This is a genomic window from Thiocapsa rosea (assembly GCF_003634315.1).
Taxonomy (GTDB): Bacteria; Pseudomonadota; Gammaproteobacteria; order Chromatiales; family Chromatiaceae; genus Thiocapsa; species Thiocapsa rosea.
Genome location: NZ_RBXL01000001.1, coordinates 3,667,920 through 3,691,491, shown reverse-complemented (window position 1 = coordinate 3,691,491; position 23,572 = coordinate 3,667,920). Strand labels below are relative to the sequence as shown.

The 23,572-nt window shown below is 64.8% G+C and carries 23 protein-coding genes and 1 pseudogene; 11 read left to right on the top strand and 13 right to left on the bottom strand.

Annotation, left to right across the window (positions count from 1 at the left end):
- Position 1: 1 nt before the first annotated feature.
- Both BDD21_RS16580 and BDD21_RS16575 read right to left on the bottom strand, forming a co-directional pair.
- Entirely contained in the window at positions 2-691 is a 690-nt protein-coding gene (locus tag BDD21_RS16580; RefSeq protein WP_147431121.1) for a DUF6399 domain-containing protein, read from the bottom strand.
- A gap of 170 nt (positions 692-861) precedes the next feature.
- Positions 862-1,122 (bottom strand): hypothetical protein, encoded by a 261-nt coding sequence (locus tag BDD21_RS16575; protein ID WP_120798082.1) that lies wholly within the window; start codon positions 1,120-1,122, stop codon positions 862-864.
- Positions 1,123-1,784: 662 nt separating this feature from the next.
- Between BDD21_RS16575 and BDD21_RS16565 the strand changes: the two genes are divergently transcribed.
- The 3 genes from BDD21_RS16565 to BDD21_RS16555 all read left to right on the top strand — a co-directional run bounded on the left by BDD21_RS16565 (position 1,785) and on the right by BDD21_RS16555 (position 3,321).
- Positions 1,785-2,117: a DUF7317 family protein gene (locus BDD21_RS16565; protein ID WP_120798081.1), complete on the top strand. Its 333-nt coding sequence runs from the start codon at positions 1,785-1,787 to the stop codon at positions 2,115-2,117.
- A 24-nt stretch (positions 2,118-2,141) separates the two neighbouring features.
- Complete coding sequence (locus BDD21_RS16560; protein ID WP_120798080.1) at positions 2,142-2,660, top strand: PIN domain-containing protein; 519 nt, start codon at positions 2,142-2,144, stop codon at positions 2,658-2,660.
- 316 nt (positions 2,661-2,976) lie between these two features.
- Positions 2,977-3,321 (top strand): hypothetical protein, encoded by a 345-nt coding sequence (locus BDD21_RS16555; protein ID WP_120798079.1) that lies wholly within the window; start codon positions 2,977-2,979, stop codon positions 3,319-3,321.
- Positions 3,322-3,577: 256 nt separating this feature from the next.
- Here the strand turns inward: BDD21_RS16555 and BDD21_RS28710 are convergent, their stop codons facing one another.
- Positions 3,578-4,732: an IS701 family transposase gene (locus tag BDD21_RS28710; RefSeq protein ID WP_245969653.1), complete on the bottom strand. Its 1,155-nt coding sequence runs from the start codon at positions 4,730-4,732 to the stop codon at positions 3,578-3,580.
- Here BDD21_RS28710 and BDD21_RS16540 point away from each other — a divergent pair.
- Complete coding sequence (locus BDD21_RS16540; RefSeq protein ID WP_211335080.1) at positions 4,719-5,024, top strand: HigA family addiction module antitoxin; 306 nt, start codon at positions 4,719-4,721, stop codon at positions 5,022-5,024. The two genes, BDD21_RS28710 and BDD21_RS16540, sit on opposite strands and share 14 nt — an antisense overlap.
- A 932-nt stretch (positions 5,025-5,956) precedes the next feature.
- Here BDD21_RS16540 and BDD21_RS16535 read toward each other — a convergent pair.
- From BDD21_RS16535 to BDD21_RS28320, 3 genes are read right to left on the bottom strand one after another with little or no spacing between them, the layout of a single operon-like run.
- Entirely contained in the window at positions 5,957-6,370 is a 414-nt protein-coding gene (locus BDD21_RS16535) for a HEPN domain-containing protein (RefSeq protein WP_120798077.1), read from the bottom strand.
- Positions 6,371-6,396: 26 nt separating this feature from the next.
- Positions 6,397-6,828, bottom strand: coding sequence for a nucleotidyltransferase domain-containing protein (locus BDD21_RS16530; protein ID WP_120798076.1), 432 nt, complete (start codon positions 6,826-6,828; stop codon positions 6,397-6,399).
- Between the two features lie 56 nt (positions 6,829-6,884).
- Entirely contained in the window at positions 6,885-7,571 is a 687-nt protein-coding gene (locus BDD21_RS28320) for a reverse transcriptase family protein (RefSeq protein WP_211335078.1), read from the bottom strand.
- Here BDD21_RS28320 and BDD21_RS16520 point away from each other — a divergent pair.
- The 3 genes from BDD21_RS16520 (at position 7,548) to BDD21_RS27900 (ending at position 8,813) form a co-directional block, all read left to right on the top strand.
- Positions 7,548-7,928 carry a type II toxin-antitoxin system VapC family toxin gene (locus BDD21_RS16520; protein ID WP_120798075.1) on the top strand — a complete coding sequence of 127 codons (381 nt, stop codon included), beginning with the start codon at positions 7,548-7,550 and terminating at the stop codon, positions 7,926-7,928. The two genes, BDD21_RS28320 and BDD21_RS16520, sit on opposite strands and share 24 nt — an antisense overlap.
- Positions 7,929-8,069: 141 nt before the next feature.
- Entirely contained in the window at positions 8,070-8,213 is a 144-nt protein-coding gene (locus BDD21_RS16515; protein WP_245969651.1) for a hypothetical protein, read from the top strand.
- Between the two features lie 246 nt (positions 8,214-8,459).
- A complete protein-coding gene (locus BDD21_RS27900; RefSeq protein WP_170164787.1) occupies positions 8,460-8,813 on the top strand; it encodes a hypothetical protein in 354 nt (117 codons plus the stop codon).
- A gap of 251 nt (positions 8,814-9,064) precedes the next feature.
- On the opposite strand, the pseudogene BDD21_RS16510 reads toward BDD21_RS27900, so the two are convergent.
- The 4 genes and pseudogenes from BDD21_RS16510 to BDD21_RS16500 form a co-directional block, all read right to left on the bottom strand.
- Positions 9,065-9,436: pseudogene (locus BDD21_RS16510) on the bottom strand (hypothetical protein); the annotation flags it as partial.
- Between the two features lie 91 nt (positions 9,437-9,527).
- Positions 9,528-9,686, bottom strand: a complete 159-nt coding sequence (locus BDD21_RS27895; protein ID WP_170164786.1) for a hypothetical protein — start codon at positions 9,684-9,686, stop codon at positions 9,528-9,530.
- 105 nt (positions 9,687-9,791) lie between these two features.
- Complete coding sequence (locus BDD21_RS16505; protein WP_120798074.1) at positions 9,792-15,353, bottom strand: alpha-2-macroglobulin family protein; 5,562 nt, start codon at positions 15,351-15,353, stop codon at positions 9,792-9,794.
- A gap of 79 nt (positions 15,354-15,432) precedes the next feature.
- The gene (locus BDD21_RS16500) at positions 15,433-15,981 is read right to left on the bottom strand and encodes a transglycosylase SLT domain-containing protein (protein ID WP_120798073.1); all 549 of its coding nucleotides are present in this window, start codon (positions 15,979-15,981) and stop codon (positions 15,433-15,435) included.
- Positions 15,982-16,188: 207 nt separating this feature from the next.
- On the opposite strand from BDD21_RS16500, the gene BDD21_RS16495 reads away from it, so the two are divergent.
- Positions 16,189-16,836 (top strand): hypothetical protein, encoded by a 648-nt coding sequence (locus BDD21_RS16495; RefSeq protein ID WP_120798072.1) that lies wholly within the window; start codon positions 16,189-16,191, stop codon positions 16,834-16,836.
- A gap of 237 nt (positions 16,837-17,073) precedes the next feature.
- Here the strand turns inward: BDD21_RS16495 and BDD21_RS16490 are convergent, their stop codons facing one another.
- Both BDD21_RS16490 and ald read right to left on the bottom strand, forming a co-directional pair.
- The gene (locus BDD21_RS16490) at positions 17,074-17,799 is read right to left on the bottom strand and encodes a hypothetical protein (RefSeq protein WP_120798071.1); all 726 of its coding nucleotides are present in this window, start codon (positions 17,797-17,799) and stop codon (positions 17,074-17,076) included.
- Between the two features lie 339 nt (positions 17,800-18,138).
- Entirely contained in the window at positions 18,139-19,251 is a 1,113-nt protein-coding gene (ald, locus tag BDD21_RS16485; protein WP_120799974.1) for an alanine dehydrogenase, read from the bottom strand.
- A gap of 245 nt (positions 19,252-19,496) precedes the next feature.
- Here ald and BDD21_RS16480 point away from each other — a divergent pair, with 245 nt between their 5' ends.
- From BDD21_RS16480 to BDD21_RS16470, 3 genes are all read left to right on the top strand, one after another.
- Positions 19,497-21,170: an MFS transporter gene (locus BDD21_RS16480; protein ID WP_211335077.1), complete on the top strand. Its 1,674-nt coding sequence runs from the start codon at positions 19,497-19,499 to the stop codon at positions 21,168-21,170.
- A 100-nt stretch (positions 21,171-21,270) separates the two neighbouring features.
- Positions 21,271-21,864: a Uma2 family endonuclease gene (locus tag BDD21_RS16475; protein WP_120798070.1), complete on the top strand. Its 594-nt coding sequence runs from the start codon at positions 21,271-21,273 to the stop codon at positions 21,862-21,864.
- A gap of 90 nt (positions 21,865-21,954) precedes the next feature.
- Positions 21,955-22,899 carry an NAD(P)/FAD-dependent oxidoreductase gene (locus BDD21_RS16470; protein WP_245969650.1) on the top strand — a complete coding sequence of 315 codons (945 nt, stop codon included), beginning with the start codon at positions 21,955-21,957 and terminating at the stop codon, positions 22,897-22,899.
- A 145-nt stretch (positions 22,900-23,044) separates the two neighbouring features.
- Here BDD21_RS16470 and BDD21_RS16465 read toward each other — a convergent pair whose 3' ends face one another.
- On the bottom strand, positions 23,045-23,365 hold the full coding sequence (locus BDD21_RS16465; protein ID WP_147431118.1) for a peptide ABC transporter substrate-binding protein: 321 nt from the start codon (positions 23,363-23,365) through the stop codon (positions 23,045-23,047).
- Positions 23,366-23,572: the final 207 nt, after the last annotated feature.

Below are 23,572 nucleotides of genomic sequence, written 5' to 3'. Positions count from 1 at the left end.
GCTAAGCCGCCACAGGGACGAGGTACGGCTGCCTTGCCGGGCGCGGTCGTCCTCGGGCCGGTCGGGCAGGCCAGGGCATGCGCTCGAGCACCTGCTCGAACAAGGATGGGTGGGGCTGAGCGAAGAAGCGCTCGGCGGCCGTGGTGCCGTCGGGCCGCTTGATCGCAAAGTTGTGCAGGGCGGTCAAGACCTGCTGCTTGCGCGGACTGAGTCGGTGATGCCCGTGCTGATAGAGCGCGAGGAAGCCGTTGCGTCCCTCGACACAGGAGCTGCTGCGCTGGAACAGATCGGCACACTCCCCGGCGACCTGCTCGAGATGGTGACGGGTCTGCGGATCCAGCGACTGGATCGGGTGCGAGGGCTGCCTCAGCGGGGCGAGACGCTGCGCACTCAGTGCTCGGAGTCGATGACGGGGCTCGGCGCGGGTGCTGCGTGCGGCGACGCGCTCCAGATAAAGCGCCGGGATCAGGTCGTCGAGCATCGCCTGCTCGATCGCCGGTGCCAGGTCCAGCGCCTGCACCCGGGTGTTGACCATCATGAAGAAGAAAGTCAGCGTGGCGACGAGGCTGTGAGTCAGGCGCTTCGCCTTGGCCAGATGTCCGCATAGGCGCTCAGACAGATCCGCTGCCTCGGCGATCGCCTCCAAGCGCGCAAACAGCGTCCCCATCCAACTGGCGGGTGCCCTGTACATCGTCGCGCAGCAGCGATTCCAGAAGCTCCAGCACGGCCGGCTGCTCCAGCGCCTGGGCGATCAGACTCAGCAGTTCGCGCAGTCGTTGGTTGACTGGGCCCGCGGGTCGACGATGTGGCGCAGCGCCAGTTGTACCAGACGGGTCAGGACAGTGCCCTCATCCCCATCATCTAGCCGATTTCCTTGTGACATTTTAGGCACAAACCATCGATCAGTTGATCGACGGCAGCGTCACAGTAGGAGCAGAGTCCGACTTTTTCCCCGATGTCTTCAAGGATTTCACCAGGGTTACAATCGTAATGATGGCCGATTTTGATGACGGCTTGAGCGAATATCTGGGTCTGCTCTCGACCGAGCATGTCGAAAACGCCATGACGATCAAGCAAACGCAGCACCTCGTTGAGCATGTAACTACCACTGTGGTTCGACATGGGTTTCGACTCTCTCTGGAGCGCGGGAACGCTCGGACATAATCGGGGTTTCGGTCATCGGTCGCTCAGGCACCGGGATCAATGCAGCACATCGTCGAGCGTTTTGGTATCCAGGATGCGCTCGGACCAGTGCAGCAGGTTGTCGGCATCGGCGGCGGCAATGCGTGCGCGCAGCGGTTCGTCAGGGGTCAGTGGTCAGTGGTCTTTCCTTTTGACAGTCCAGATAGTCCGGCCGAAATCCGGTCGATCCGAGGACGTGGACATGGGCGTACGCTCCGTGCGAGTCGGGGCATGGTACACCGATGCGGGATCGTTTTTGGGGAGCCAGTCGGGATTCAGAGCTGGCGTCGACGTCTTCTCGCTCCGCGCTCCGGGGGACGATCTGGCTTGACGATCATGCCGCTTGGCGGTGGACTGATGACGCGGAGACTTTATCGTAGCAAATAGGCGTAGCAAATAGGGGACGTACCACGGAATCGCTCGTAAGGAGCGAGGATCGGAGGTTCGCGACGTCCGGTGGTGCCCTTGGAATCCGAGACCCTGACGCGGTGGAGTCGGCCGTTACCCGGCCATGGCACTTAGCGCTGGCGAGGATCTATATACGCAGATCTCCACGGTTTTTTTGTGCTACTTTTCGTGAGCACAATCATGCGAGGCAACTGATGGAAACGCTCGATATCTTCTCGGTTCGGGATCTACGTACCCGCTCGGGCGATCTGCTGAGGGACGCCGAGCTCGGACAACTCGCGCTCATCACGAAACATGGCCGTCCTGCGATCCTCGCCGTGCCGTTCGACCGACGGTTGCTCGACCACGGCGTCCATCGCGCCTTGGCACTGACTCTATTCGAGAACCGTCAACTCACCCTCGCCCAGGCCGCCAAGGTTGCGGGGCTCTCGCTGGATGGTTTCCTCGATCTGCTGGGATCGCTCGGCTTAGCTGCCGTGGATTATTCGGCCGAGGAGCTGGTGGATGAGTTGAGCGTCGCCTTGTGACGGCGGCTTGATGCGCCGGTCGCCATGAACAGGATCGTCGTCGCCGACGCCGGGCCGCTGATCGCCCTGGCCCGGATCGAGCGCTTGTCGCTGCTGTTTGCGCTCTACGGATCCGTGCTGGTGCCCGAGACCGTGCTTGCCGAGCTGTGCGTGGAGTCCGATCGGCCCGGAGCGCGGGTTTTGTCGGCCGCGCTCGCCGAGGGTGTTATCGAGCCGCGGCCCCTTCCGCGAGACTGTGACGCGGACATCGCCAATCTCGGTCTCTTGCTCGACCCCGGGGAGTCAGCGGCCATTGTGTTGGCGCAGGAAATGCGATGTCGCTTCTTACTGATCGATGAGCGCCGCGGACGACAGATTGCCCGGCGCCGCGGAATCCCGGTCGTCGGACTGGCCGGCGCGCTGCTGGCCGCCAAGCAGCGGGGTCTGCTTGAGTCTGTTCGGTCGGTGTTGACGGCGCTGTCGCAACAGGGCTATCGGCTCTCGGATACGCTGGTCGAAGAGGTCTTGCGCCTGGCCGGGGAGGCGGATCGACAAGGCGAATAGCTAGGGAACCTCGGGGTCGGGGTCGGGTCTTGACTCGGGGTGATCGGGGTCAGGTGATCGGGGTCATGACTTTTGCCTTTTCCGAGCAGAGAAAAGACAAGGGGATGGATTGATTATCCATCTTCAAACCAAACCCATGCCGCTTCCATCAAACGTGGAGCAAGCACCGGGCTCAATCTCCTGCGGTTCGGGGTGTGTCTTCCTGCTCCGTGCTCGGCGGACTTCGGTGCGACAGCATTCTCGGTTGTTGTTGACGAGCACGGGATCCAGTGCAACACTGGTTCCCGTGTTCCGCGCTCGGATCAGGAAACAACCTATGGCTAATGTCAACTTTACAGCCGCGATCGACCGCGATCTGCTCAAGCGGGCTAAGGTGCTTGCCGCGAAGGCAGAGACATCGGTCAATGCGCTATTTAACGCCGAGCTGCGTTATTTGGTCGAGACATTCGACGCAGCCGAGGAAGCGGGAAACCAAAATTTCCTCGTCCTGCTCGATTTTTCCTTGGGCCGCCGCGACGACCGGGAAACGATGGAGGCGCTCGGCATCGACAGCGAGGAAGACTTATTCTTGTTGATGGCCCGGGCACATCTGCCCACACCACGCTTGTCGGAATCGGTGACACGCGGCATGGTCGACGAATTGAACGCGTTGGCGGACTAAGCGGCCGTGCCTGCGGCGCATAGCCCGGTGGTGCTGCCCGATGCGGGACCGCTGATCACGCTGGCTTATGCAGATGCCTTGGACCTGCTGCTCAAACCGGGGTGGCCGGTAAGTATTATGGACATGGTGCTGTATGAGGTGACGCGCAACGACACCCCTACCAGCGCAAAGATCGGGGCCTGGGTAGCGGATCGTTCGATACCGATCGAGTCGACCCGGACGTTTGCGCACTATTGCGACGCTGTGGCCGAGGCCCTTAGCCAGGTGCGGAAGGCGAATCTCGGCGAGATCGCGGTGCAGGAGGCGATGAACGCTTTGGCATTGTCCGCCCCCGGCACGACTGGCGTATTCCTGTTCGAGGACCACAAGATCGCACGTGCCAGCTTTTTGTTGCCGGACAATTGCCGCAAGGTGAGCACGCGGGCTTGGCTGCTGTTCCTGGAAGGGAAGGGCTGGATCGATTCAGCCGCCGATATCGAGCGGGCGGCGATCTCGAATGGCCGCAGCTTTTCGCGCCTGCGTTTTCCTCACTGAAGTTTCTCGTTTTCCTCAGGCGACCAGCCCCATGACTGTAGCGATGAGGGAATTTCGGGTGCCGTGGCCGGGATCGTCGCAGATCGGCGAAGGCATATTCGGTCCGTCGCGCGGCGGCGTATCGCCGCGCGCGGGCCTGCTCCAAGCTGGCCGCGTAGATCCAGGTAATGGTGGTGGCCACCATACAGAAGTGCAGATGGTTGGTGACCGCATCGGGATTGCGGGTCTGCGTCTGGGCACTGCCGATCTCCTGCTTGATTTCCCTGAATCCGGCTTCGATTCTCCAACGCGCGCCATATATTTCAATGACTTGCGAAACGGATAGGGTCAGGTCGGTGGTCACCAGCGCGATCCATTGGGTGCGCCGGTAGACCCAGACCACGCGCACTTGGCAGCGCAGCGTCTTGAGCATCACCACCTGCTCGGCGGCCACCACGTCGCACACCCGCCCGAAGAGATTGAGCGAATAGGTCCGCGCGGTGGCCCGCAGCGCGACCTGCATGGCCTTGACACTGCCCAGACGCTCACCGTACTTGCGGGGTCGTCCGGCGCGTCCCGGCACGGCCACCGGCAGGCCATGGAGCACCGCGTTCACGCGCAGGCGCGAGAGCAGATGGGCACGGGAGCCGAGCGCCCGGCGCAAGGGCTTGAGAAAGCCGTTGTTGCGGAACCAGCTGTCGATGACCACCAGGATCGGCGCCCGCGGAAAGACCCCGGCGAAGCTCTGGATCAGGCGCACGGCTTGGGTGAACTTGGTCTCGAAGGTGAGCGCCCGACCGCGGATGCGCACGCTGCGCAGCGCCAGGGTCGCCCTGCGCAGGTAAAAGGCGAACGCCAGCGGCAGGCAGCACCAGCGCCCGTGAATGATTCCAATCAATGGCCTCAGGCCAGTGCATCCGGGTGAGATTCTGCGCGAGGACTTTCTGACACCACTGGGGATGAGCGTCAACGCCTTGGCGCAAGCTTTGCGCGTACCGGCTACCCGCCTGCATGAGATCGTCAAGGAACGGCGCGCGATCACCCCCGATACTGCTTTGCGGCTCGCGCGCTACTTCGGCGGTGATGCGCAATCGTGGCTGAATCTTCAGGCCTGTTTCGATCTGAAGACCTCGGAACTGAGGTTACGCGACGTGATCGAACGCGAGGTCGAGCCGCGCGAGGCAGCCTGATCCGTGTGAGAGAGAGACATCGGGGACAATGACAAGGCAAAAAGGGGACGAGAGCAGGAAACATCGGAAAAAAGGGGCATTGCTCGTAACTCCGTTGCGCCAGGCAAAGCCTGGAAGGAGAGGAAGATAGCGAACGGATAAGCCAATCGGAAACTCCTTTTTGCGACCCACCGGGTGCAAGTCCCGAGCCGGTAAGGAGTGGCCATCCACCGGAACCGAGTGTTGTGTGGTGCGGGAGCGATCCCGCCTGCGAAGCGTACACAGGGGGCGTGCAGGCCGTGTGATGGAGCCCCGTTACTGAGTTCAGCGGAGCCGACGTATTCGGAACACCGGAAGGCAACAGTTTCGGCATCGTAACGGCCTGATGTCGAGACTCCGCCGGGGTCTAAGAGCAGGGCATGTACGCACGGGTCGTCCAGGAACCTGGGAGCGCTCAGTTGCTCCTTGCCCGAGACGCGGCGCGGGCACCGCGTAAGAAGCCGCCCCGGCCCGACGGCGCTGGTCCGGCCGACGGGAGCGAACAGGACCGACGGCAAGGTAGCGCCAAGCGAAGGCAACGAAGTGCGGCGCGATGGCGACTGAGCAGTCAGAGTCGGCTGATAGTACCGTTGAGCGTGGGGAACGCACCCGAGCGGACCCATGGGAGGGAAGCGGCCGATCGGTTGAGACACCTTCTGAAGGGACGATGGCGTGAACATCGAGTCACCTGACCATCTGAACAGAACGACAGGAGATCGCGACATGGGCTGAATGGTCCATCGGGTGTGCGACAGTTGTCGTGCAGCGAGCGCTCAACCGAGGAGCCGGATGCGGTAGTCCCGCACGTCCGGATCTGTGGGAGCCGCGGGTGGGTAACCACCCGCGGCCACCCGGTGCCATCGTGGCACGTGGCGCAGAGCGCCAGGGGCATGCATGACACCGCAGAGCGGGTGTCACGAAGGATAGTCATGGCTTGATCCCATCGTTCCGTCATCGGAATCCTCGGGCATGAACTCGGCGCGCATTGCCGCGACGAAGGTTTCCGCCTGTTCCACCATCTCGCGCGCATCGCTTAGTTCCACTGCGTCGCCGGTGTAGTCAGCCACCAGGCGGAGTTCCTCGGCACGATTTAAGAGTCGGCCCATTTCCTTTGAAACGGGTCCATTCTTGATGAGATAGTTGCCAAAAGCACTGATGAGCCCCCTGTGCGTGCGGCCGATGTTCGATGCGAGCGGCACCCCGGACGCGAGCAGCGCAGTCCGGGCCGCGTCGAACATGGCGTAGTAGGCGCGATTGCAGGCACCGTCCACATCGCCCAGGTCGAGCAAAGCTCGCGCCGACGCTGCGGCTCGCTCCGCCTTCGCCATCAAGGCGACTGGTGTCAGTGGATGTCTCACAACCGGATGCCTTCCCTTGCAATATTCCGCAGCAGAGTCGGGTTTAAGTAGGTCTCGGGGTGCTCCCATTCGTCGAGCCAGACTGGTAATGGCGAGATCGCGATGCCGGTTTCCAGAAGCACATCGAAAGCCACATCGGCCATGGCCAGCTTCGTAGTAAGGAAGCGCAGGTGTTCGCCGCGCAGGAGCACCGCGACATCCGCATCGCTGTCGGGACGGTGAGTTCCCCGCGCCCGGCTGCCGAAGATGATGGCTCCGACCATGTCGTAGCGCTCGGAGATCAAGGCGAGAAAGCGTTGGACGGCCTTCTCTGTCTCAGGGTCAATATCATGATCAACGGGATTCGGGGTCACACCTTCGGAAGACGAGCCCTCGAAAGCATCTACTCGTTGACCAGTAAATAAGGGAACAGTTTTATTCTCGCTCATTTTCGTGGAAAAGGGTCGAATCAATCAATGGGAGCATCGGGGTCGGAGCATCGGGTTCATGACCCTGCCCTTTCTAAGCTATTTTTGGAGTCATTGTCAGATCCTTGCGACTTGAGTTTGCCGGTGTGGGTCACGGGGGAAAGTTTGCCGGTGCACTCTATCACGTCACTTCGCGCGGTGACGCAAGTAAACGGGTAGAGTAGAGAGCAGGCATCCTGCGTCCGTAGATCCGGCCTAGCTATTTCCGCCCCTTTCGTTTGGCGGTGCCTCGATAGTCGAGTCGTAGCCACAGGATGCCAGCCCTCACAGCCGTAGCTGCTGTCCTCGAACTGCACCTCGTAGAGGGGCTCCAGAACCCGTTTGATCGCCAGTTCCACCAGCTTGTCTTCAAAACAGCTGATGGCCAGCGGTCGCCCTTTCTCGCTTCCTGGCTTGGGAATATAGGTGCGCCGCTTCGGTTGCGGCCGGTAGCCCATGTTCCTCAGCCTGCTCAAGAGCACCTCGAAATTCTCCTCCAGGTTCGCTCCGTAGCGCTCCTTCGTGATGGCATCAATCCCCACTGCCCGATCCGCGGGCAGTGCGTCGAAGCAGGCGCGCAGGTGATCCACATCGCAGACATGATGATAAAAACTGGTCGGATACGACAACGAACGCGGAAAAAGCGACCACAAACACATTGACGAAAAAGAATATCCGTATTCCTGGTGCTCGATACCAACATGTGTATCGATCTGATCAGGCATCAGCCCGAGATCGTCGCTCAACGCTTTGCCCAATGTCATGTCGGCGATGTCGTGATGTCCGCGATCACCTTCGCCGAGCTGGAATATGGCGCCGCGGTAGCGGCCCATCCGGAAAAGGAACGCGGTTGTCTGGACAGTCTGATTCAAGACATCCCGGTTTCACCCTTCGATGGGGCAGCCGGCCGAGCCTATGCGTCTGTCAGACTCGCGACACGCGACAGCCGGAAGGACGCTCTCGACAAGCTGATTGCGGCTCATGCACAGTCGCTCAACGTCACGCTCATCACAAACAACACGCAAGACTTCGCCAGATATCCCGGCGTCATCATCGAAAACTGGCTGATCCCAAACACCTGAAACCCTGAATCCCCCGTCGGGCTCAGGGTCATCGGGGCCACAGGAACTTCCAGGAACTTCGGGCATCCGTAGGGCATCGAAGTTCTCCCGCTGACTCCCTTACGCCGGTGCGCTCCGGCGGAGAAGGTCACACGCCGTGCGGTGGTCGGTCGCCGCTATGTCGACAAGCTGGTCAAGGTCTGGCGCCTGGGCGGGGAAGAGACCTGGGTCTTGATCCACGCCGGGGTGCAGGGCGAGCCGGATCCGGATGAGCGCCCGGCGGGATGCACCGATCGGCCTCGTTGATCGATCCGGCCAACACTCGGCCCGAGGATCGCGGCAACGGAATCGTGATAGCAAGACTGCTGCGGCTTGAGATGCACCGGAGCGTGCCGGCGAGGCACAAGACAGAACCTGACCGCGCCTCCCGGCGACCGACTGGGGCACCGGCACCTAAGCGACCATCTTGATGGCAGGTTTTCCGACTCCTTGACTCAGCTTCTGCTAATCAGTATATTAGCATTAACTTATTTTATGGCCGAGTAAAAGCTCATGAAATCCAAACTCTTGATCCTGATCGCGACCCTCATCGCCTCTCCCGTAGTGATGTCGGACACCAACCCGCTGGCACTCGATCTCGATCGCAGTGTCGCGCATGACCGAACCTTCGCTACACAGGCCGGCCATGACTGGTACGAGCAACAGCGCCGAATCACCGCAGAACTTGAGGCAGAGCACTTGCTCGCAAAGCTGCATGAAGGCGTTGTGACTCGCAACGGTGAGTTCGACAGCATCGAGTTTGCGCAGATCGCCAATGCCCTTGTTGATCCGCGGGTGATGGATCTGCTCGAAACCAGTGCCTACTACGAGGCCGTTTTTCAGGGGCGTGTCGCGATCCTCAACTGATTGAATCAGCGTCTCACCGGAGAGACTATGCGGCCCCCGGGGCGCATGGTTTCTCGCCTTGTCAGACCCGCGACCCCGGCCCTCTTGGAACCGGGCCGGATCGGCACCCCTCACCTCAATCCTGACCCGCAAGCATCCGGCCCGACGCCGGGCACCAATTCGTAATCGCCGTACACGGCGGCGTGCGGGTCGTCGGGTGGCGAGCCGCGGGGCGATGTGCTCGACGGCCGTGAAAGTGACTCGACGGCCGGAACATCCGAAAGCTCCAGCCCAATTCGCCAATCCTCGACGAACGTCTCGATCGACTCGATGAAGTCCGGCTCGTGCTCGGTCCGGTTGATGGTGCAATGCACGAGCACACCCTTCCCCTCCGGCTCCGCCGTCACCGTCCAAGCCAGCGCATTCGGGCAGCCGGGGAGGGTGAATCGCACGCCGTCGCGGATCGGCTCGCGCCGTACCTCGAACTGGCCCCAAAGGCAGTAGATCTCGCCCACATCGAGATCCTCCCGCCAGTCCAGCACCCGATCGATCGCGCCGCAGCACTCTGCCAGGCGGGGCCCCGTGATCCGGTGGCGTACCTGATCCGGGGACGCGACGAGGCGGGCGGTGGCGAAGAACTCCATCGTTATCACTCCTGTTGTGGCGACGTGCCATTCAGCGCTGCGACTCGGCGGCCATGGCCTCGGCGGCGTTCACGAGGATCGCGCGATAGGCTCAATAGGCTCGACAGGCTTCAAGATTCACGCGGTAGGCGGTGCTGAGCCCGGTCCGTGCGCGCATGGTTCGCTCGCCGGAAGACGACGGCCCTTGGAGCAGTATCGGGCGATGGTCGGCGAAGAAAAGCCCCGGGGCGGCATCGGGTCGTATGGACACGCGTAGCGCTGTCCAGCAGCGCCGGCGCCAAACTCGGTGGACTTCGCTCGCGCTCGTCCACCCTACGGGCTTGGGCCGGTGCTGTGATCGTCGGTGCACGCCCGCTCAGCGCACGGGCGGCAGCACAACCTCCACCCTCCCCGTGTCCGTCCAAGCCCGCCGTTGCGGGCGGTACATATCCTCGACCGTCGCGGCGGGGTGGCTGAAGACGCCCGGCGAGACGGCGCGCAGCCGATAGGCGAGCTGGAACCGGGTCGGCGCGCGCGGGCCTCGGTCGACGGCGGCGACGAAGCGGTCGGCGCGGAACTCGAGATGCTCGGCGGTCTCCTCCAGGCCCAGCCAGGCGATGTCGGCGATGTCGCCGGCCTTGACGAGGCTTGGATTATCGATCTCGAAGCCGGCGGGGAGCGGGTCGTCGACGAGGAGTCGGGCTTGGCGCTGGGTGTCGGCGCCGACGGTGATGACGGCGACCATGCGATCGCCTTGGGTGACGGCGGAGGGGTCGATGCGGCGTCCGTCCAGGTCGTAGTAGGCGCGCTCGATGCGGTAGCCGTCGCCGCCGGCGGGCTCGGGTGTCTGCGGGATGCCGCCGACGCTGACCAGTGCCTCCAGCGGGCGTTGGCCCGCGTTCCCGACGATCAGCGGCAGTGCGACGGCGGTGTCGGCACCGAGGCGGCTGAACCAGGGACCGCTCCAGGACTCGCCCGAGACTGTCAGTTGCGGTTTGTCGGCACCCTGCATCAGGGCATGGGCGGCGAGCAGCAGCCAGGCGTCATCCTGTGTGCTGGTGTCGTTCGCGTTGACCCAAGCCCGTTCCAGACGTCGGGCGAGGGCCTGCAAGTCGACTGCGCGGGTCGCGCTCTCGGCGGCCAGGGTCAGGACGGCCGCGCCGTCGCGCAGCCCGGAGCCGAAGTCGGCGCGCCAAGCGCCGTCGTCGTCGCCACGCTCCAGCATCTCGACCGCGACACGGAAGACGGTATCGGCACGCGGGCGGTCGCCCATCAGGGCCAGCGCCGCGCCGAGCTGGGCCTTGGCCATGGGTGTGGAGAAGGCGTCGAGCTTGGTCTCGGCGTAGTAGCGCAGATCGCCGATGGCGGCGCGGCCGTTGCGGGCGAGGACGTAGAGCGCATAGGCGATGTCCTCGCCGCCGCTGCTGAAGTCCGGCACATAGGCGAGTCGGTTGCGCAGGTTGTCGAGGGCCATGTCGAAGGCGCGATCCGGCACGCTGTAGCCTTGCTCGCGTGCACGGGTGAGGAAGTCCGCGACATAGGCGTCGAGCCAGCCGTCGTCTCCGCCCGTAACCCAGAGTCCGAAGCTCCCGTTCGACGCTTGGTTGGCCAGCACCTCGCCGATCGCCTCGCGGACGCGCTCGCGAATCTCGGCGTCGGTCCCAAGACCGATGGCGGACGCGACCTCGTTGAGATAGAGCATCGGCAGTGCTCGGCTGGTGAGCTGCTCGGTGCATCCGTAGGGGTAGAGATCCAGACGCGTGACCAGGCCGGCGACGTCCAGCGGCCCGGCGCCCGTGATGGAGACGGCGAGCGCTCCGGTGCCGGGGAGCATCTCCGACCAGACCGAGGCGTCGAGACGCAGCTCACCACCCGGGGCTAGATCCACGACCGAGTTGCGCGAGAGCAATGGAGCGTTGGAGCGGACCGGGATCCGCAGGGTCTTGGTCAGCGATTGGCCGTTGGGCGTGCGCAGGACCAGGCTCATGGTCTCGTCGCCGACCGAAATCGCTTCGAGGGGGATCTGTACGGCGTCGCGTCCGCCCTGCGCCAGGCTCAGCGTGCGTTCGGTCTGGTCGGCGGGAATACGCACATGCTCACCGCCGGTGGCGACCGTCAGGGTGATCTCGCCCGCCGGTCCGTCGACGTGAGTCAGCTCCAGCAGCAGGCGCGAGCGGTCCTCGGGCGCGAGGAAACGCGGCAGGCTCGCCATCATGACGACCGGATCGCGCACCAGGACATCCTCGACCGCGTGGCCAACGCCTTGCTGGGACCAGGCCATCGCCATGACCCGCAGGGTGCCGTTGAAGTCCGGGATGTCGAAGGCGACCGTCGCCCGGCCTTGCGCGTCGAGACGGATGATCTCGGACTGGAAGGCGACCAGATCCTCGGTGGGCGGCGGGCCTTCGAGGCGGATCATGGCGCCGTCGCCGCCGGAGCGCACCACGCCGGGCACGCCCTGCATGCGGTCGATAAGCTGGCCGTAGAGGTCGCGGACCTCCATCCCGAGACGGCGCTGACCGAAGTACCAGCGGTCCGGCGCGGGCGATTGATAGCGGGTGAGGTTCAGGATCCCGAGATCGACGGCGGCGAGGGTCACATAGACCGGCTCGCCGGCCGGAGCACTCGCGACCTGGATGGGGAGTTCAAGCCGTTGGCGCGGCCGGATGACGCCCGCGGTCGGATCAAGACCGAGCGTCACGTCGAGCCGGCGATCGCCCGGATCCACCCCGGCCCAGGTCAGCCCGATCGCGCGTCCGGGCATGCGCCGGGCCTCCAGATCCATCGGCCGATAGAGCGTGGCCGTCACATAGGCGCCCGGCCCCCAGGCGCGGGTGACGGGCAGCTCGACGGTCGCACCGCCCTCGGGGACCTCGACCGTGCGCATCTCGATCAGGCGATCATCGATGACCATCACCAGGGCCACGCCCGGGAAGCGCGGCTCGATGCGCGCCTTGAGCGTCTCGCCGATCCGATATTCGGCCTTGTCGAGCGAGACCTTGAGCAGATCCGGGGTGTCGACGGCGCGCGGTGCGACGTACCAGCCGGCTTCGAAGTCGAGATCCACGGGCAAGGCCGTCCCGTCCGGGCCTTCGACCCGCAGACGATAGCCGCCCCACTCAACCCGCGCCTCGATCCGCGCAGCACCGGTCGCGGCGTCGATCTGACCCGGCTCCAGGGTGCCGGAGGCGACGCGTTGGGTCGAGACGACCGACTCGTAGTTCCAGCTTCCGTCGGACGCGTACCATTGGAAATCGGTGGTCAGGCGCGAGAGTGTCCAGCGTAACCCCTCGGGGGGCTGGCGCTGGCCGTTTGGATCGCCGGCGGGATCGATCAGGATGATCTCGAACCCGGCGTTGCCGCCCTCCTCCACCGCGTCCTCGAACAAGGGCTTCACGCCGATGCGAGGCTGGCGGGTGGCGATCGGCAGGGTCAGGCTGCGCTCGACCGGGCGCCCGCTGCCCTCGACCAAACGCACGCGCAGATCCGCTTCGAGCGGTCGGCTGGTCGGCGGGAGATCGGGCAGTTGCAGGGCGATCTCGGCCTTGCCTTGGTCGTCGGTGCGGGTGGTTGCGAGCGGCTGGCCGACCGGCTCGACCGGCTCGCTCGCCAAGCCGAATCGGAAACCGGGAAACGCGGCGAGGCCCTGCGCGGGCTTGACCTGGACCTCGCCCTCGACGGCGACACCCGCAGCGGGTGCACCGAAGAGGAAGCGGGCGTCCAGGGCGATCTCGGGAAGGTCGTCTGGGTCCAGCGTCTTGACCGGGCTCTCCAGATCGAAGGCGAGGCGCTCGGGCTCGAAGTCCTCGACCAGGAAGGTGACCTCGGCCAAGGGCGGGGCCTTGGGGTCGCTGTAGGTCGCCGCGCGCCAGGTGCCGCGCATGGCGGTGCGGCTTAAGTTCAGCGTCGCCCGATAGCCGCCGAGTCCCTGATCCTGCGTTAGGAGACGGCCGTGCTCGACCCCGTCCGGGCGTTTGAAGATGAAGGTGATCGGCACATCCGAGACGGCGTCGGCCTTGGCATCGCGCACCAGGGCGGTCAGCTGGACGGTCTCGCCGGGGCGATAGGCGCCGCGCTCGGTGACCAGATAGACATCGAGCGGCTGGGGCGCGGGCCGACCCGTGACACCCCGATCGCTCAGATCGAAAGGGGTCTGTGTGAGGTCGAGAAAGCCATAGTCGCCATCCGGACCCTCGGCGACCAGGATGGCGGGGGCATTGCCGCCGGAGCCCCTCAGCAGGCCCGGCTCGAAGCGGGCATGACCCTCGGCATCTGTGGTCGCCTCGCCCAGAATGTCGTCGTTGAGCGCGACCAGGCGCAGCGTCGCGCCGCCGACAGCGTCCGCGCTCGAAAGCGAGCGCACCAGGGCATGAAGGCCGTCGTTGCCCGAGAAGCTCGCAAGCCCGAGATCCGAGACGAGGAACCACTGGGTCGCAAGCGCCTCCGGCTCCTGCATGGCGTTGTGGGGCGTGGCGGTCATGGCGTAGACGCCGGGCCGCAGGTCCTCGACCAGATCGCCGACCGGGACCGAGGTCGTAACCTCGCGATTGAGCCGGGTGTCGGCAGGGGGTTTGACCTCGATGTGGCCGCTCCAGATCGCCTCCCCGGAGCGCTCGGCGATCTGATTGGCGTCCCAGGTCGAGAGCTGCTGACGGAATCGGCCGCTCGCGACCGCGGAGCCCAAGGCGCGGTCGCCGATACGATAGACCGCCGCGTCGATCCGATCCGTGTTCACCGAGACGACCGGGATCGCCGGATCGCCGCCCGCGGGCAGCACGTAGGCACGCCCGAGGAAGCGAACCATGGGCGCGCGGTCGCGCACGAAGATCTCCAGATCCGACGCCTTGGCGAGCGTCTCGCCGTCCGCCGCCGGGAGCCCGGCGCGAACCTGGATGCGGTAGCGCCCGCCGTGCTCGACCCCGTCGATACAGATCTGGCGGGCCTCGACCTCGATCGGCAAATCGGTGCGATCGGTCACGCGTACGAAATCGGCGAGCTGGCCGCGATCGCGGGCCAGCGGGTCGCTGAATTGCAGACAGATGCGGGGACTCGCGGCGTCCGAGTCGACCTCGTGTCCGGTGACGCGGAAACCGTGCTCCCCGATCATCTGGTCGTAGTCGTCGCGAACGGATGCGTCCTCGACCAACGCGAGCGAGGCGCGCAGCGAACGGATCGCGGGGCGCCAGTCGTCGCGCTCCGCGAGGGTCCGGGATAGGACCACCAAGGCATCGGCGCGCTCGGCAACCGTTGCGGAGCGCCAATAGGCGTTGACGGCCGCCCCGGTCGCATCCCGCTTGAAGGATTGCCGCGTCTGCCAATCGGAGGGCGAAGCCGCCATTGCCGTGCGGGCGAACTCAAGCCAAAGGCTGCGGTCGTCGGGGGCAAGTCGCAGGGCTGCGGCGTAGAGGTCCGCCGCGCGCTCCGGGTTGTTCGCAGCAGCCCGCGCGGCCTCCGCGGCCAAAGACGCGGGCGGCTGATCGCGGGGCGGGGCCTCGGCGATGCGCGCCGCGAGCTTTCGGGCGGCATCCAGCTCGCCGCGCGGCAGGAAGCGCAGCTCCGCACTGCGGGTGGCGGCACGATCCGGGGCCGACACGCTCGCCTGACCGATCCGAACGCGGCCGGAGACGGCATCCGGGAAGGGACGCGCGTCCGAGGCGGACTCCTTGAGGAAACACCAACCCGCCTTGCTGTTGAAGGTGAAGGCAAGGCAGCGGGTGTCCGCGAGACAGGCGTCGCGACAGGCTTCGAGATCGACCCCTTTCAGGGTCTCGTAATCCCCGCCGAAGTAGTCCATGCCCGGGGTCAGGAGGATACTGCGCTCGGCCGCTTCGACCGCTTCGCTGGCCGTCGGCCAACCCGTCGCCAAGGACACGGCCAATAGACCCGCCAACAGACCCGCCAACAGACCCGCAGGCAAGCGACGCGAGGAACCGAGCATGACGACACTCCTGTGGTCACCGACACCGGTGGATCAGAACAACTCTAGTGCGCGATCCGCCCGAGGTAAAGGGACCCGCTCAGCGACGACAGGAGCGCAGCTGCGCACCGTAGGTCTTTGCTTGCTGATCCACACGGCGCGCGACACGCACCAGCCAGGCTTTGTTTCGATAGGTCCCGCGCTGGAAGCCGCGATGGCCCTCGTGGTAAGCGAGGTACTGACGGTAGCCGTCCCATTTGGAGATGCCGAGCGTGCGGTGGGTGACATCCGTGTACCAGCCGACGAAGTCGACGGCATGGTCGAAGTTGGTGCGCTTCGCACGCCGATTGCCCGTCTGCTCCCGGTACCAGTCCCAAGTCCCGTCGATCGCCTGGGAGTAACCATAGGCGCTGGACACGCGTCCCGGCGGCCGGGCGTCGTGCCGGAAGCTCGACTCGGCCTGGATGATGGCCAACTGAACGGCAATCGGCGTTCCCCATTTACGCTCGGCCTTCTTGGTCGCCTTATACCAGCTCGGGCGCTCTTTGAAGATGGCGCAGGCGTCGAGCGGTTTGGACGGCGGAGGCGGCGCGGAGGCACAGCCGCCGACAAGCAGAAGCACGAGGCCGCAGAGGACCGGAAGGCTCAACCGCGCGCGCGGCGACGCAGCCCAGTCACCGACGCTCGCACTCGGAGAAAGCCGAAATCGTCCGGCGCAGTCGAAAATTCTTGCTGAAATTCCCTTAACACTCATCGAAAGTAAGGGTTAATATCCGGTTGCTTGACAAATTCGACGGAACTCCTCTCCCGGGGATGCGTCGATCACTCGCCCACTAACCCGAAAGGAGGGTTCCCTATGTTCAAATCCAAAGACGCTGCCTCGACGGAGACAGCGAAAAAGACCAAAAGTACCGACCAAGGCTCGCTGATGATGGCTCTCTTGCCGTCGGTGATTCTCTATGTCGCCGCCATCGTTCTGATCGCACTCACCCGCGACGATGCGACCGGAACCATACCCTACTGGGAGACCTTCGTCCCGGTTGTTGCCTTCATCTCCTTGCTCTCCGGCTTCGGACAGGCCTACGTCCGCGATCAATCCTACTTGTTCTACACCTTGAAGCAGGTCCTGCATTGGGGGATCGTGATCGGTCTGCTGTGGCTGCTGCACACGCACGGCGTGCGCGCCGCGCTCGACGACCAGAAATACCTGCTGGTGCTGCTCTACCTGCTCGGCCTCGCGACGCTGCTCGCCGGACTGCACATGGATTGGAAATTCGTCTTCTTCGGTGCCTTCCTGGCCTTCTGCACCTATATCATTGCCGCCCCGGAGAATGTCGCCATCCTTGCCCCGATCGGGGAGACCTTCGGCATCGCCAACGCGCAAGACAAACCGATGGCCATGATGATCGGCACCGCCGTGGCCGCCTTCCTCGCCAGCACCCTCGTGCTCATCGGAATGCGCGGCGCCATCCTGTCCAAGCGCGTCAGCGAGGCCAGGGCCTGAGGGAATCGATCGGACGGACGTGCGCAAGGCACACCCGACGCGGCGTCGCGATCCGATAGCCTCTGTCCTAAACCGATGAGCCCCCTGTCCGACCGCGCTGTCCGACCGGGGCCTCGACGTATCGGATCATCACCGCGCCTCACTCGATGCGCGCGCCCGGTCGGATCCCGACCGGCGAGAGCCCCGCGATCCGCGGGGCTGCAACTCTCGGTCAATCAGCGGTCAATCAGCGGTCAATCAGCCCGCGGAGCCGTAAGCCACCTGGCAAACCGCATTCAGAAGCTGTGCGTCGGCAGCCGACTGCGGGGGCTGACCGTTGAGCAATCCCTGACGACAGTTCGCAGCTCCATGCAGGGTGGCGCCTCCTGAGAGGGTGTAATTGAAGCTCGCGCCTTGTGTGCCGACCGCGTCCACCGAGCCGTAGTTGAGCTGATAGTCGCTCTGCGGTACGACGATGACGGTGGACTGACTCGACGATGCGGTGTTCACCAGCTCGGTGATGGCCACGCCGGTCGCCAGTCCTGCCAGACCCCAAGCCGCTGCACTTGTGCCCCACCAGCCCCAGGTGTCGGGCGCCCAGTGATACCACCCGGTATTCCAGGGACGACTGTGCCAATAGCCCCCGTTCGCCCAGTTGGGATGGAAACCGTTGTAGGGCCGGTTGTAGAAGTTCTTCTCGACGTTGATGTTGGTATTGAAGGTATCGTGATCGAGGCGATTACCGTCGAAGCTCTTCTCCGTGCTGCTCCAATGTGGACGCACGTTCTCCCCGTACATCGGGTGAAAGCCGCGATAACCCGCATCCAGGCCACCGCCCTCGAAGTGATAGCCGCCTCGATCGAATCCGCCCCCACCGAAGCGTGCGGACGCATCGAACGAGGAGGCGACTCCGATGGTCAGGAGCAGGACCGAGAGCGCAACCGTCGCGCGGGGAAGCCGAAGAGACGTAGTGTCAGGCAACATCGATGATCTCCTTATACGGTTTAACAAACGCCGAGGTCCTCGGATCCGTCGACCGGAGGGCCTTCGGGGATGGGCTCGCGCACGCGATGCTCGGGGCGAAGGGAGCACGCCGATACCGCTGCTGCTTACGCAAGGGAAACAGACCGACGGGCGCCGGAGCTTGGAGGAACACAGCGCCGAGCCCTGAGATGCTTCACCGCTCGACGATACTCGGGACACCAGGGGTCTGCAAGACACCCGCCCGGACCTATCCGACGCCCGCCGAGCCAGCGTCATCGGGAAACGAGACCCGGTGCTCGAGCCTGCCGATGACCGGCGCTCAGGCCTCGCGGGATCGGCTCAAAGCAGATCGGCGGGCGAAACCACGCGATAGCCCAACGCATCGGCCACGGCCGGATGGACCACCTGACCCTCGCACACGTTGAGCCCGTTGCGCAGATGCGGATCATCCTTCAGGGCCCCACGCCACCCTTGGTCGGCCAACGCGAGCACGTAGGGGAGCGTCGCGTTGTTCAAGGCGTAGGTGGAGGTATGCGGCACCGCGCCGGGGATGTTGGCAACACAGTAGTGGAGGATCCCGTCCACGACATAGGTCGGCTGGTCATGCGTCGTCGGACGCGAGGTCTCGAAACAGCCCCCTTGATCGATCGAGACATCGACCATGACGGCCCCGCGGCGCATGTCGCCGAGCATCGCACGGGTCACGATGTGCGGCGCCGTCGCTCCCGGAATCAGGACAGCACCGATCACCAGATCCGCCTCCCGGAGCGCGCTGTTCAGCGTCGCCCGATTGGAGTGGATCACCCGCGCGCGCGACTCGAAGTGTGCCGCCAAGCGGTCGAGCACCGCCGGATTGCGATCCAGGATGGTCACGTCCGCCTGCAAGCCCACCGCCATCTGCGCGGCGTTGAAACCGACCACCCCGCCGCCCAGGATCAGCACCCGACCTGGCGCCACCCCGGGAACACCGCCGAGCAGCACACCCCGCCCGCCGTGCACGGCCTCCAAAGCCGTCGCGCCGGCCTGGATCGCAAATCGTCCCGCGACCTGACTCATCGGCCGCAGGAGCGGCAGGCCGCCGAGTGCGTCGGTGACCGTCTCGTAGGCGATACAGACCGCGCCGGAGGCGACCAAATCGCGCGTTTGCTCCGGATCCGGCGCAAGATGCAGATACGAGAACAGGACCTGCCCCGGCCGCAACCAGACCCGCTCTTGCGCTTGGAGCTCTTTGACCTTGACCAACAGGTCGGCCCGGGCAAAGACCTCCTCGGCCGTCGCGCAGACCTGCGCACCCGCGGCTCGGTAGACCTCGTCGGTCGCGCCTATCCCATTTCCCGCGGCGGTCTCGACCAGCACCTGATGGCCCCGATGCACGGCCTCGGCCACCGCCTCAGGCGTGAGGCCGACGCGGTGCTCGTGTGCTTTGATCTCGCGCGTGACTCCGATCAGCATGCTCATACCCCTTGGCGGTACCCGTGGCGGTCCGGGTCCGCTGGAAAAGATCCGGCTCGCGCCAATCCCCGAAGAGCGTCGTCGACGGTGCGCGGCCCCTGTTTCGCAATCTGAGTGTAGCGCCGAGAATCCGTTCCGGCCGAAGCCCTCGGCCTCGACGCGCGGATTCGTTCGAGGCCGGTGGCTCGCCTCCGCGAGGGTGATGGCGTACCCTTCGGGCCTTTGTCGATCTCGAGAACGCAAACGTGACCGCCATTCGCAGCCCGCATACCGGACGACGGCATCAACGCGGATTCATCGCCGCAATCGGCCATTGGCTCGACCGCAACATCCTCGAGCTGGGACGCGAGATGCGGCTGTCGTATCTACCCCCCTTGATGATCTATGTGGCCTACGGCATCCAGGGCCTGACGGCCATCGTCGGCACCTTCTTCGTCAAGGACTATCTCGGGCTGCCCGCCTCCTTCCTTGCGGCACTCGCCTTTTGGGCGGGGATCCCCTGGGTGCTCAAGATGCCCCTGGGGCATCTGGTGGATCTGATCTGGCGCCATAAGGCGGGCCTGGTCTATCTCGGTGCGTCCATGCTCACCGGGAGCCTGTTGATCATGCTCGGCCTGCTGGCGGAGCGCGAGGCGATGGCCGCGGTCATGCCCGTGGAAGCCTGGTATGTCTTCGGCGCGCTGCTCGCACCCACGGGCTACGTGATTCAAGACGTGGTGGCGGATGCCATGACGGTCGAGGCGGTCCCGCGGGTCGACGCCGACGGCCAGCCGATCGATCGTGCTCGGCTCAAGCTCATGCACACCACGATGCAGACCCTGGGACGGATCGCCATCATCGGCGGCGGGGTGCTCGTGTCGGTGGCCAACATCTACCTCTTTGCCGGGGTCGAGGCCATGTCGGAGGCCGAGAAGGTCGCGACCTATATCTTCATCTATCAGATGGCCTTGGCGATTCCGGTGATCTCGGTCCTGGGCGTCGCCTTGGCGAGCTTCATCAAACGCCGCGACCTGCGTCGTCTGATGGCGAAGGGGTTGGATCAAGCCGACGCCCGTCAACGCCTGGAACGGCCCGCCGAGATCACCTCGCCGAATTGGTGGATCCTCGGCGGCAGCCTGGTCTTCGTCGTCTTCACCCTGGGCATGGGATTGACCGATGTGCCGTACAACCAGGAGATCATCTTCGTCGGCTCCATGGCCATCGTGCTCTTTTTGATGTCGCGCCTGATGCGTGTCCTGGACGCCGAGGCGCGGCTCTATCTCCTAGGCACGGCCATCATCATCTTCGTCTTTCGCGCCATGCCCGGACCGGGCGCCGGCCAGACCTGGTGGATGATCGACGAGCTGGCCTTCGACCAGCAGTTCCTGTCCGTGCTCGCGCTGATCGGCAGCACGCTGGCACTGGCGGGTCTCTTCATCTTCAGACGCTTCATGGCCGAGCACTCCATCGCCCATGTGGTGGTCTTCCTGACCCTGCTCACCAGCCTCTTCTACCTGCCCATCATCGGCATGTATTTCGGGCTGCATCACTGGACGGCCGCCATGACCGGCGGCATCGTCGATGCCCGCTTCATCGCCATCGTCGACACGGCACTGGAGTCGCCCCTAGGCCAGGTCGCCATGGTGCCCATGCTCGCCTGGATCGCCAACTCGGCCCCGGACAACCTCAAGGCCACCTTCTTCGCCGTCATGGCCTCGTTCAGCAACCTGGCCCTCTCGGCCGGTCAGTTGGGGACCAAGTATCTCAACGAGATCTTCCTCGTCACTCGCGAGGTGAAGGATCCCATCAGCGGCGTGGTGAGCGTGCCGGCGGATTACAGCGAGTTGGGCGACCTGATGATCGCCGCCCTGGTGATCGGCTTCGTTCTACCGCTGGTTGCGGTGGCGCTGGTCAAAATCACACGGCTGCGCAGCGCCTGAGGTGTCTAAACCCTAAGGCTCGCTCCTTGCGCGGGTCCGGCGTGGCGACTATGTTCCGGATCGAGACCCCACTGGATAGGCCAAGACGCGAGGTTCCGACATGATCACGAGCGCAACCGCACCCCGCCGGGCATCCTCGCTTGCCCGCGTCTTCCGGTTCTCGGTCACGGACTACCATCGTATGGGCGAGACCGGCATCCTCGGACCGGACCTGCGCACCGAATTGATTGACGGGGAGATCATCGAGATGCCGCCGATAGGATATCCGCACGCCGGAACCGTGAAGCTCCTGGCCAACCTGATGAAAGAAACCGTCGGTCGAGACGCAATCGTCGCGGTTCAGGATCCTGTGTGGCTCGACGATCACAGCGAACCGCTGCCCGACATCGCCTTGCTGCGCCCGCGCCCGGACTATTATCGCAATGCTCACCCCGGGCCGGCCGACGTGCTCTTGTTGGTGGAGGTCGCCGACAGCAGCCTGGCCTATGATCGGGAGATCAAGCTCCCCCGCTACGCCCGTGCCGGGATCCCGGAGGTCTGGCTGGTGGACCTTGCAGGCCGCCGGCTCGACATCCATCGGCAGCCGACCGAAGCCGGATACGCGGAGATCCGCACTGCCGCCGACCTGTCCGCGATCGCGTTGCCGCTTGGTTCCGATGTCCATCGTAGGCTCGATCTCGCCACACTCTTCTAACGACGCTCCGCGGGCGAATCAGGATCAACTCAATCAGGGGGGATGTGACCCCGAATCCGCCCAGAGGTCATTCGCAAACAACGGGATGCCATGATGGTCATGACAGAGCGCATCGCAATCGTCGGCGCCGGCATGGCGGGTCTCGCCTGTGCGCGGCACCTCGCCGATGCGGGCTACGCGCCGGTCGTGTTCGATAAAGGCCGTGGAATCGGCGGGCGGCTGGCCACGCGACGAACCCCGGATGGCCTGCAGTTCGATCACGGCGCACAATACGTCACGGCGCGATCGACAGGTTTCGACGCCCTATTGAAACAGGCCCAGACCGCCGGCGCCGCGGCCCTCTGGCCAGACGGATCGGATCAGCCACATGTCGTGGGCACTCCGGGCATGACCGGATTGGCGAAACATCTGGGACAGGGTCTCGATATCCGCCAGGGCACCGCAGTCACCGGGCTGCACAAGGCGGATCGCGGCTGGACGGTGACCCTCGCCGGCGAGACAGAGGTGTTCGACCGCGTTGTCGTCACCGTGCCCGCGCCACAGGTTGCCGACCTACTCGGACCCGAGCATCCGTTCTCGCGAGAGGTTGCCGGGGTACGCCTCGATCCTTGTCTGACGCTGATGGCCGCCTTCACTTCCGACACCCCGCAACCCTTCATCGCCCGCGCCGACGCCGACGACCCCCTGGCCTGGATCGCGCAGGACAGCAGCAAACCGGGACGCTCCGCGGCAGTCTGCTGGGTCGCCCAGGCGAGCACGGACTGGAGCACCGCGCACCTGGACTTCGCCCCCGACAACCTCGTCTCGCTCATGCTACCCATGCTATGCGACCGGCTCGGTGCGGATCCGAGTACCGTTCGATACGCCGCCGCCCACCGCTGGCGCTACGCCCGCGTCCTTGTGCCGCTTGGCCGCCCATTCGCCCGCGATGACTCCGGCACGCTCTACGCCGGCGGCGACTGGTGCCTCGGCCCGCGGGTCGAGGCGGCTTGGACCAGCGGCGACGCCATCGCACGGGACATCTTGAGTTCCTAAGGCCCCAACGGGGCTGACCACGTTAGCCCGGGGCAACACCCCGGGAATAGCGATCCGCAACCGGTCCAAGCCCTGAAGGGGCGACCTAGACTTCGGCCGCGCAGGACTCGACGACCAGCCTGACGCCTTCGAGCTGCCCTGGTCCTCATAGATCCAGCGGGACGCTGTGCTGCTGAACCTCGGGACTGAACCGGGCCAGATCCTCCTCGCTCACAAGCCCGAGGGTGCGTATGAGCATCAGTCGGAAGGTGGCGTCCGATCTCGAAAGTCCATCGAAGGTGGCGACCAGCTTGCGGTCACGCGCATGGATGAGCTCGTAGATCTTGAGGTACCGCTCGTGCGCGGTCAGTTCCGCGTCGCGGTTGATGGCGTCGATGTCGTCGAGCACCTGCTGGCAAAAGCGCTGCAGGGCGTTTTCTCGTACCTGTTTGAAGACCTTCCAATCGGCTTCTCGGATCGTTTTCATGCTGGACTCCTCCTCGTAGGTGGCAAGCAACCACGCCTGTGGCGACGACAGGTCTGCCGTGCGGATCGGAGCGGTTCACAATTTCTGCCCCAGCGGCACGTGGCGCGGAGCGCCAGGGGCATGCGTGACACCGCGGAGCGGATGCCACGAGCCCCCTTACCCCTCACCCTTCACCCTTCACCCCTCACTCTCCACCCTTCACCCTTC

Bases quoted from the DNA above. Each gene is read 5' to 3' on its own strand.
- BDD21_RS16580 (WP_147431121.1), bottom strand. From the start codon at position 691: ATGTACAGGGCACCCGCCAGTTGGATGGGGACGCTGTTTGCGCGCTTG.
- BDD21_RS16575 (WP_120798082.1), bottom strand. From the start codon at position 1,122: ATGTCGAACCACAGTGGTAGTTACATGCTCAACGAGGTGCTGCGTTTG.
- BDD21_RS16565 (WP_120798081.1), top strand. From the start codon at position 1,785: ATGGAAACGCTCGATATCTTCTCGGTTCGGGATCTACGTACCCGCTCG.
- BDD21_RS16560 (WP_120798080.1), top strand. From the start codon at position 2,142: ATGAACAGGATCGTCGTCGCCGACGCCGGGCCGCTGATCGCCCTGGCC.
- BDD21_RS16555 (WP_120798079.1), top strand. From the start codon at position 2,977: ATGGCTAATGTCAACTTTACAGCCGCGATCGACCGCGATCTGCTCAAG.
- BDD21_RS16540 (WP_211335080.1), top strand. From the start codon at position 4,719: ATGATTCCAATCAATGGCCTCAGGCCAGTGCATCCGGGTGAGATTCTG.
- BDD21_RS16535 (WP_120798077.1), bottom strand. From the start codon at position 6,370: ATGGCGAAGGCGGAGCGAGCCGCAGCGTCGGCGCGAGCTTTGCTCGAC.
- BDD21_RS16530 (WP_120798076.1), bottom strand. From the start codon at position 6,828: ATGAGCGAGAATAAAACTGTTCCCTTATTTACTGGTCAACGAGTAGAT.
- BDD21_RS16520 (WP_120798075.1), top strand. From the start codon at position 7,548: ATGTGTATCGATCTGATCAGGCATCAGCCCGAGATCGTCGCTCAACGC.
- BDD21_RS28320 (WP_211335078.1), bottom strand. From the start codon at position 7,571: ATGCCTGATCAGATCGATACACATGTTGGTATCGAGCACCAGGAATAC.
- BDD21_RS27900 (WP_170164787.1), top strand. From the start codon at position 8,460: ATGAAATCCAAACTCTTGATCCTGATCGCGACCCTCATCGCCTCTCCC.
- BDD21_RS16505 (WP_120798074.1), bottom strand. From the start codon at position 15,353: ATGCTCGGTTCCTCGCGTCGCTTGCCTGCGGGTCTGTTGGCGGGTCTG.
- BDD21_RS16495 (WP_120798072.1), top strand. From the start codon at position 16,189: ATGTTCAAATCCAAAGACGCTGCCTCGACGGAGACAGCGAAAAAGACC.
- BDD21_RS16490 (WP_120798071.1), bottom strand. From the start codon at position 17,799: ATGTTGCCTGACACTACGTCTCTTCGGCTTCCCCGCGCGACGGTTGCG.
- ald (WP_120799974.1), bottom strand. From the start codon at position 19,251: ATGCTGATCGGAGTCACGCGCGAGATCAAAGCACACGAGCACCGCGTC.
- BDD21_RS16475 (WP_120798070.1), top strand. From the start codon at position 21,271: ATGATCACGAGCGCAACCGCACCCCGCCGGGCATCCTCGCTTGCCCGC.
- BDD21_RS16470 (WP_245969650.1), top strand. From the start codon at position 21,955: ATGATGGTCATGACAGAGCGCATCGCAATCGTCGGCGCCGGCATGGCG.
- BDD21_RS16465 (WP_147431118.1), bottom strand. From the start codon at position 23,365: ATGAAAACGATCCGAGAAGCCGATTGGAAGGTCTTCAAACAGGTACGA.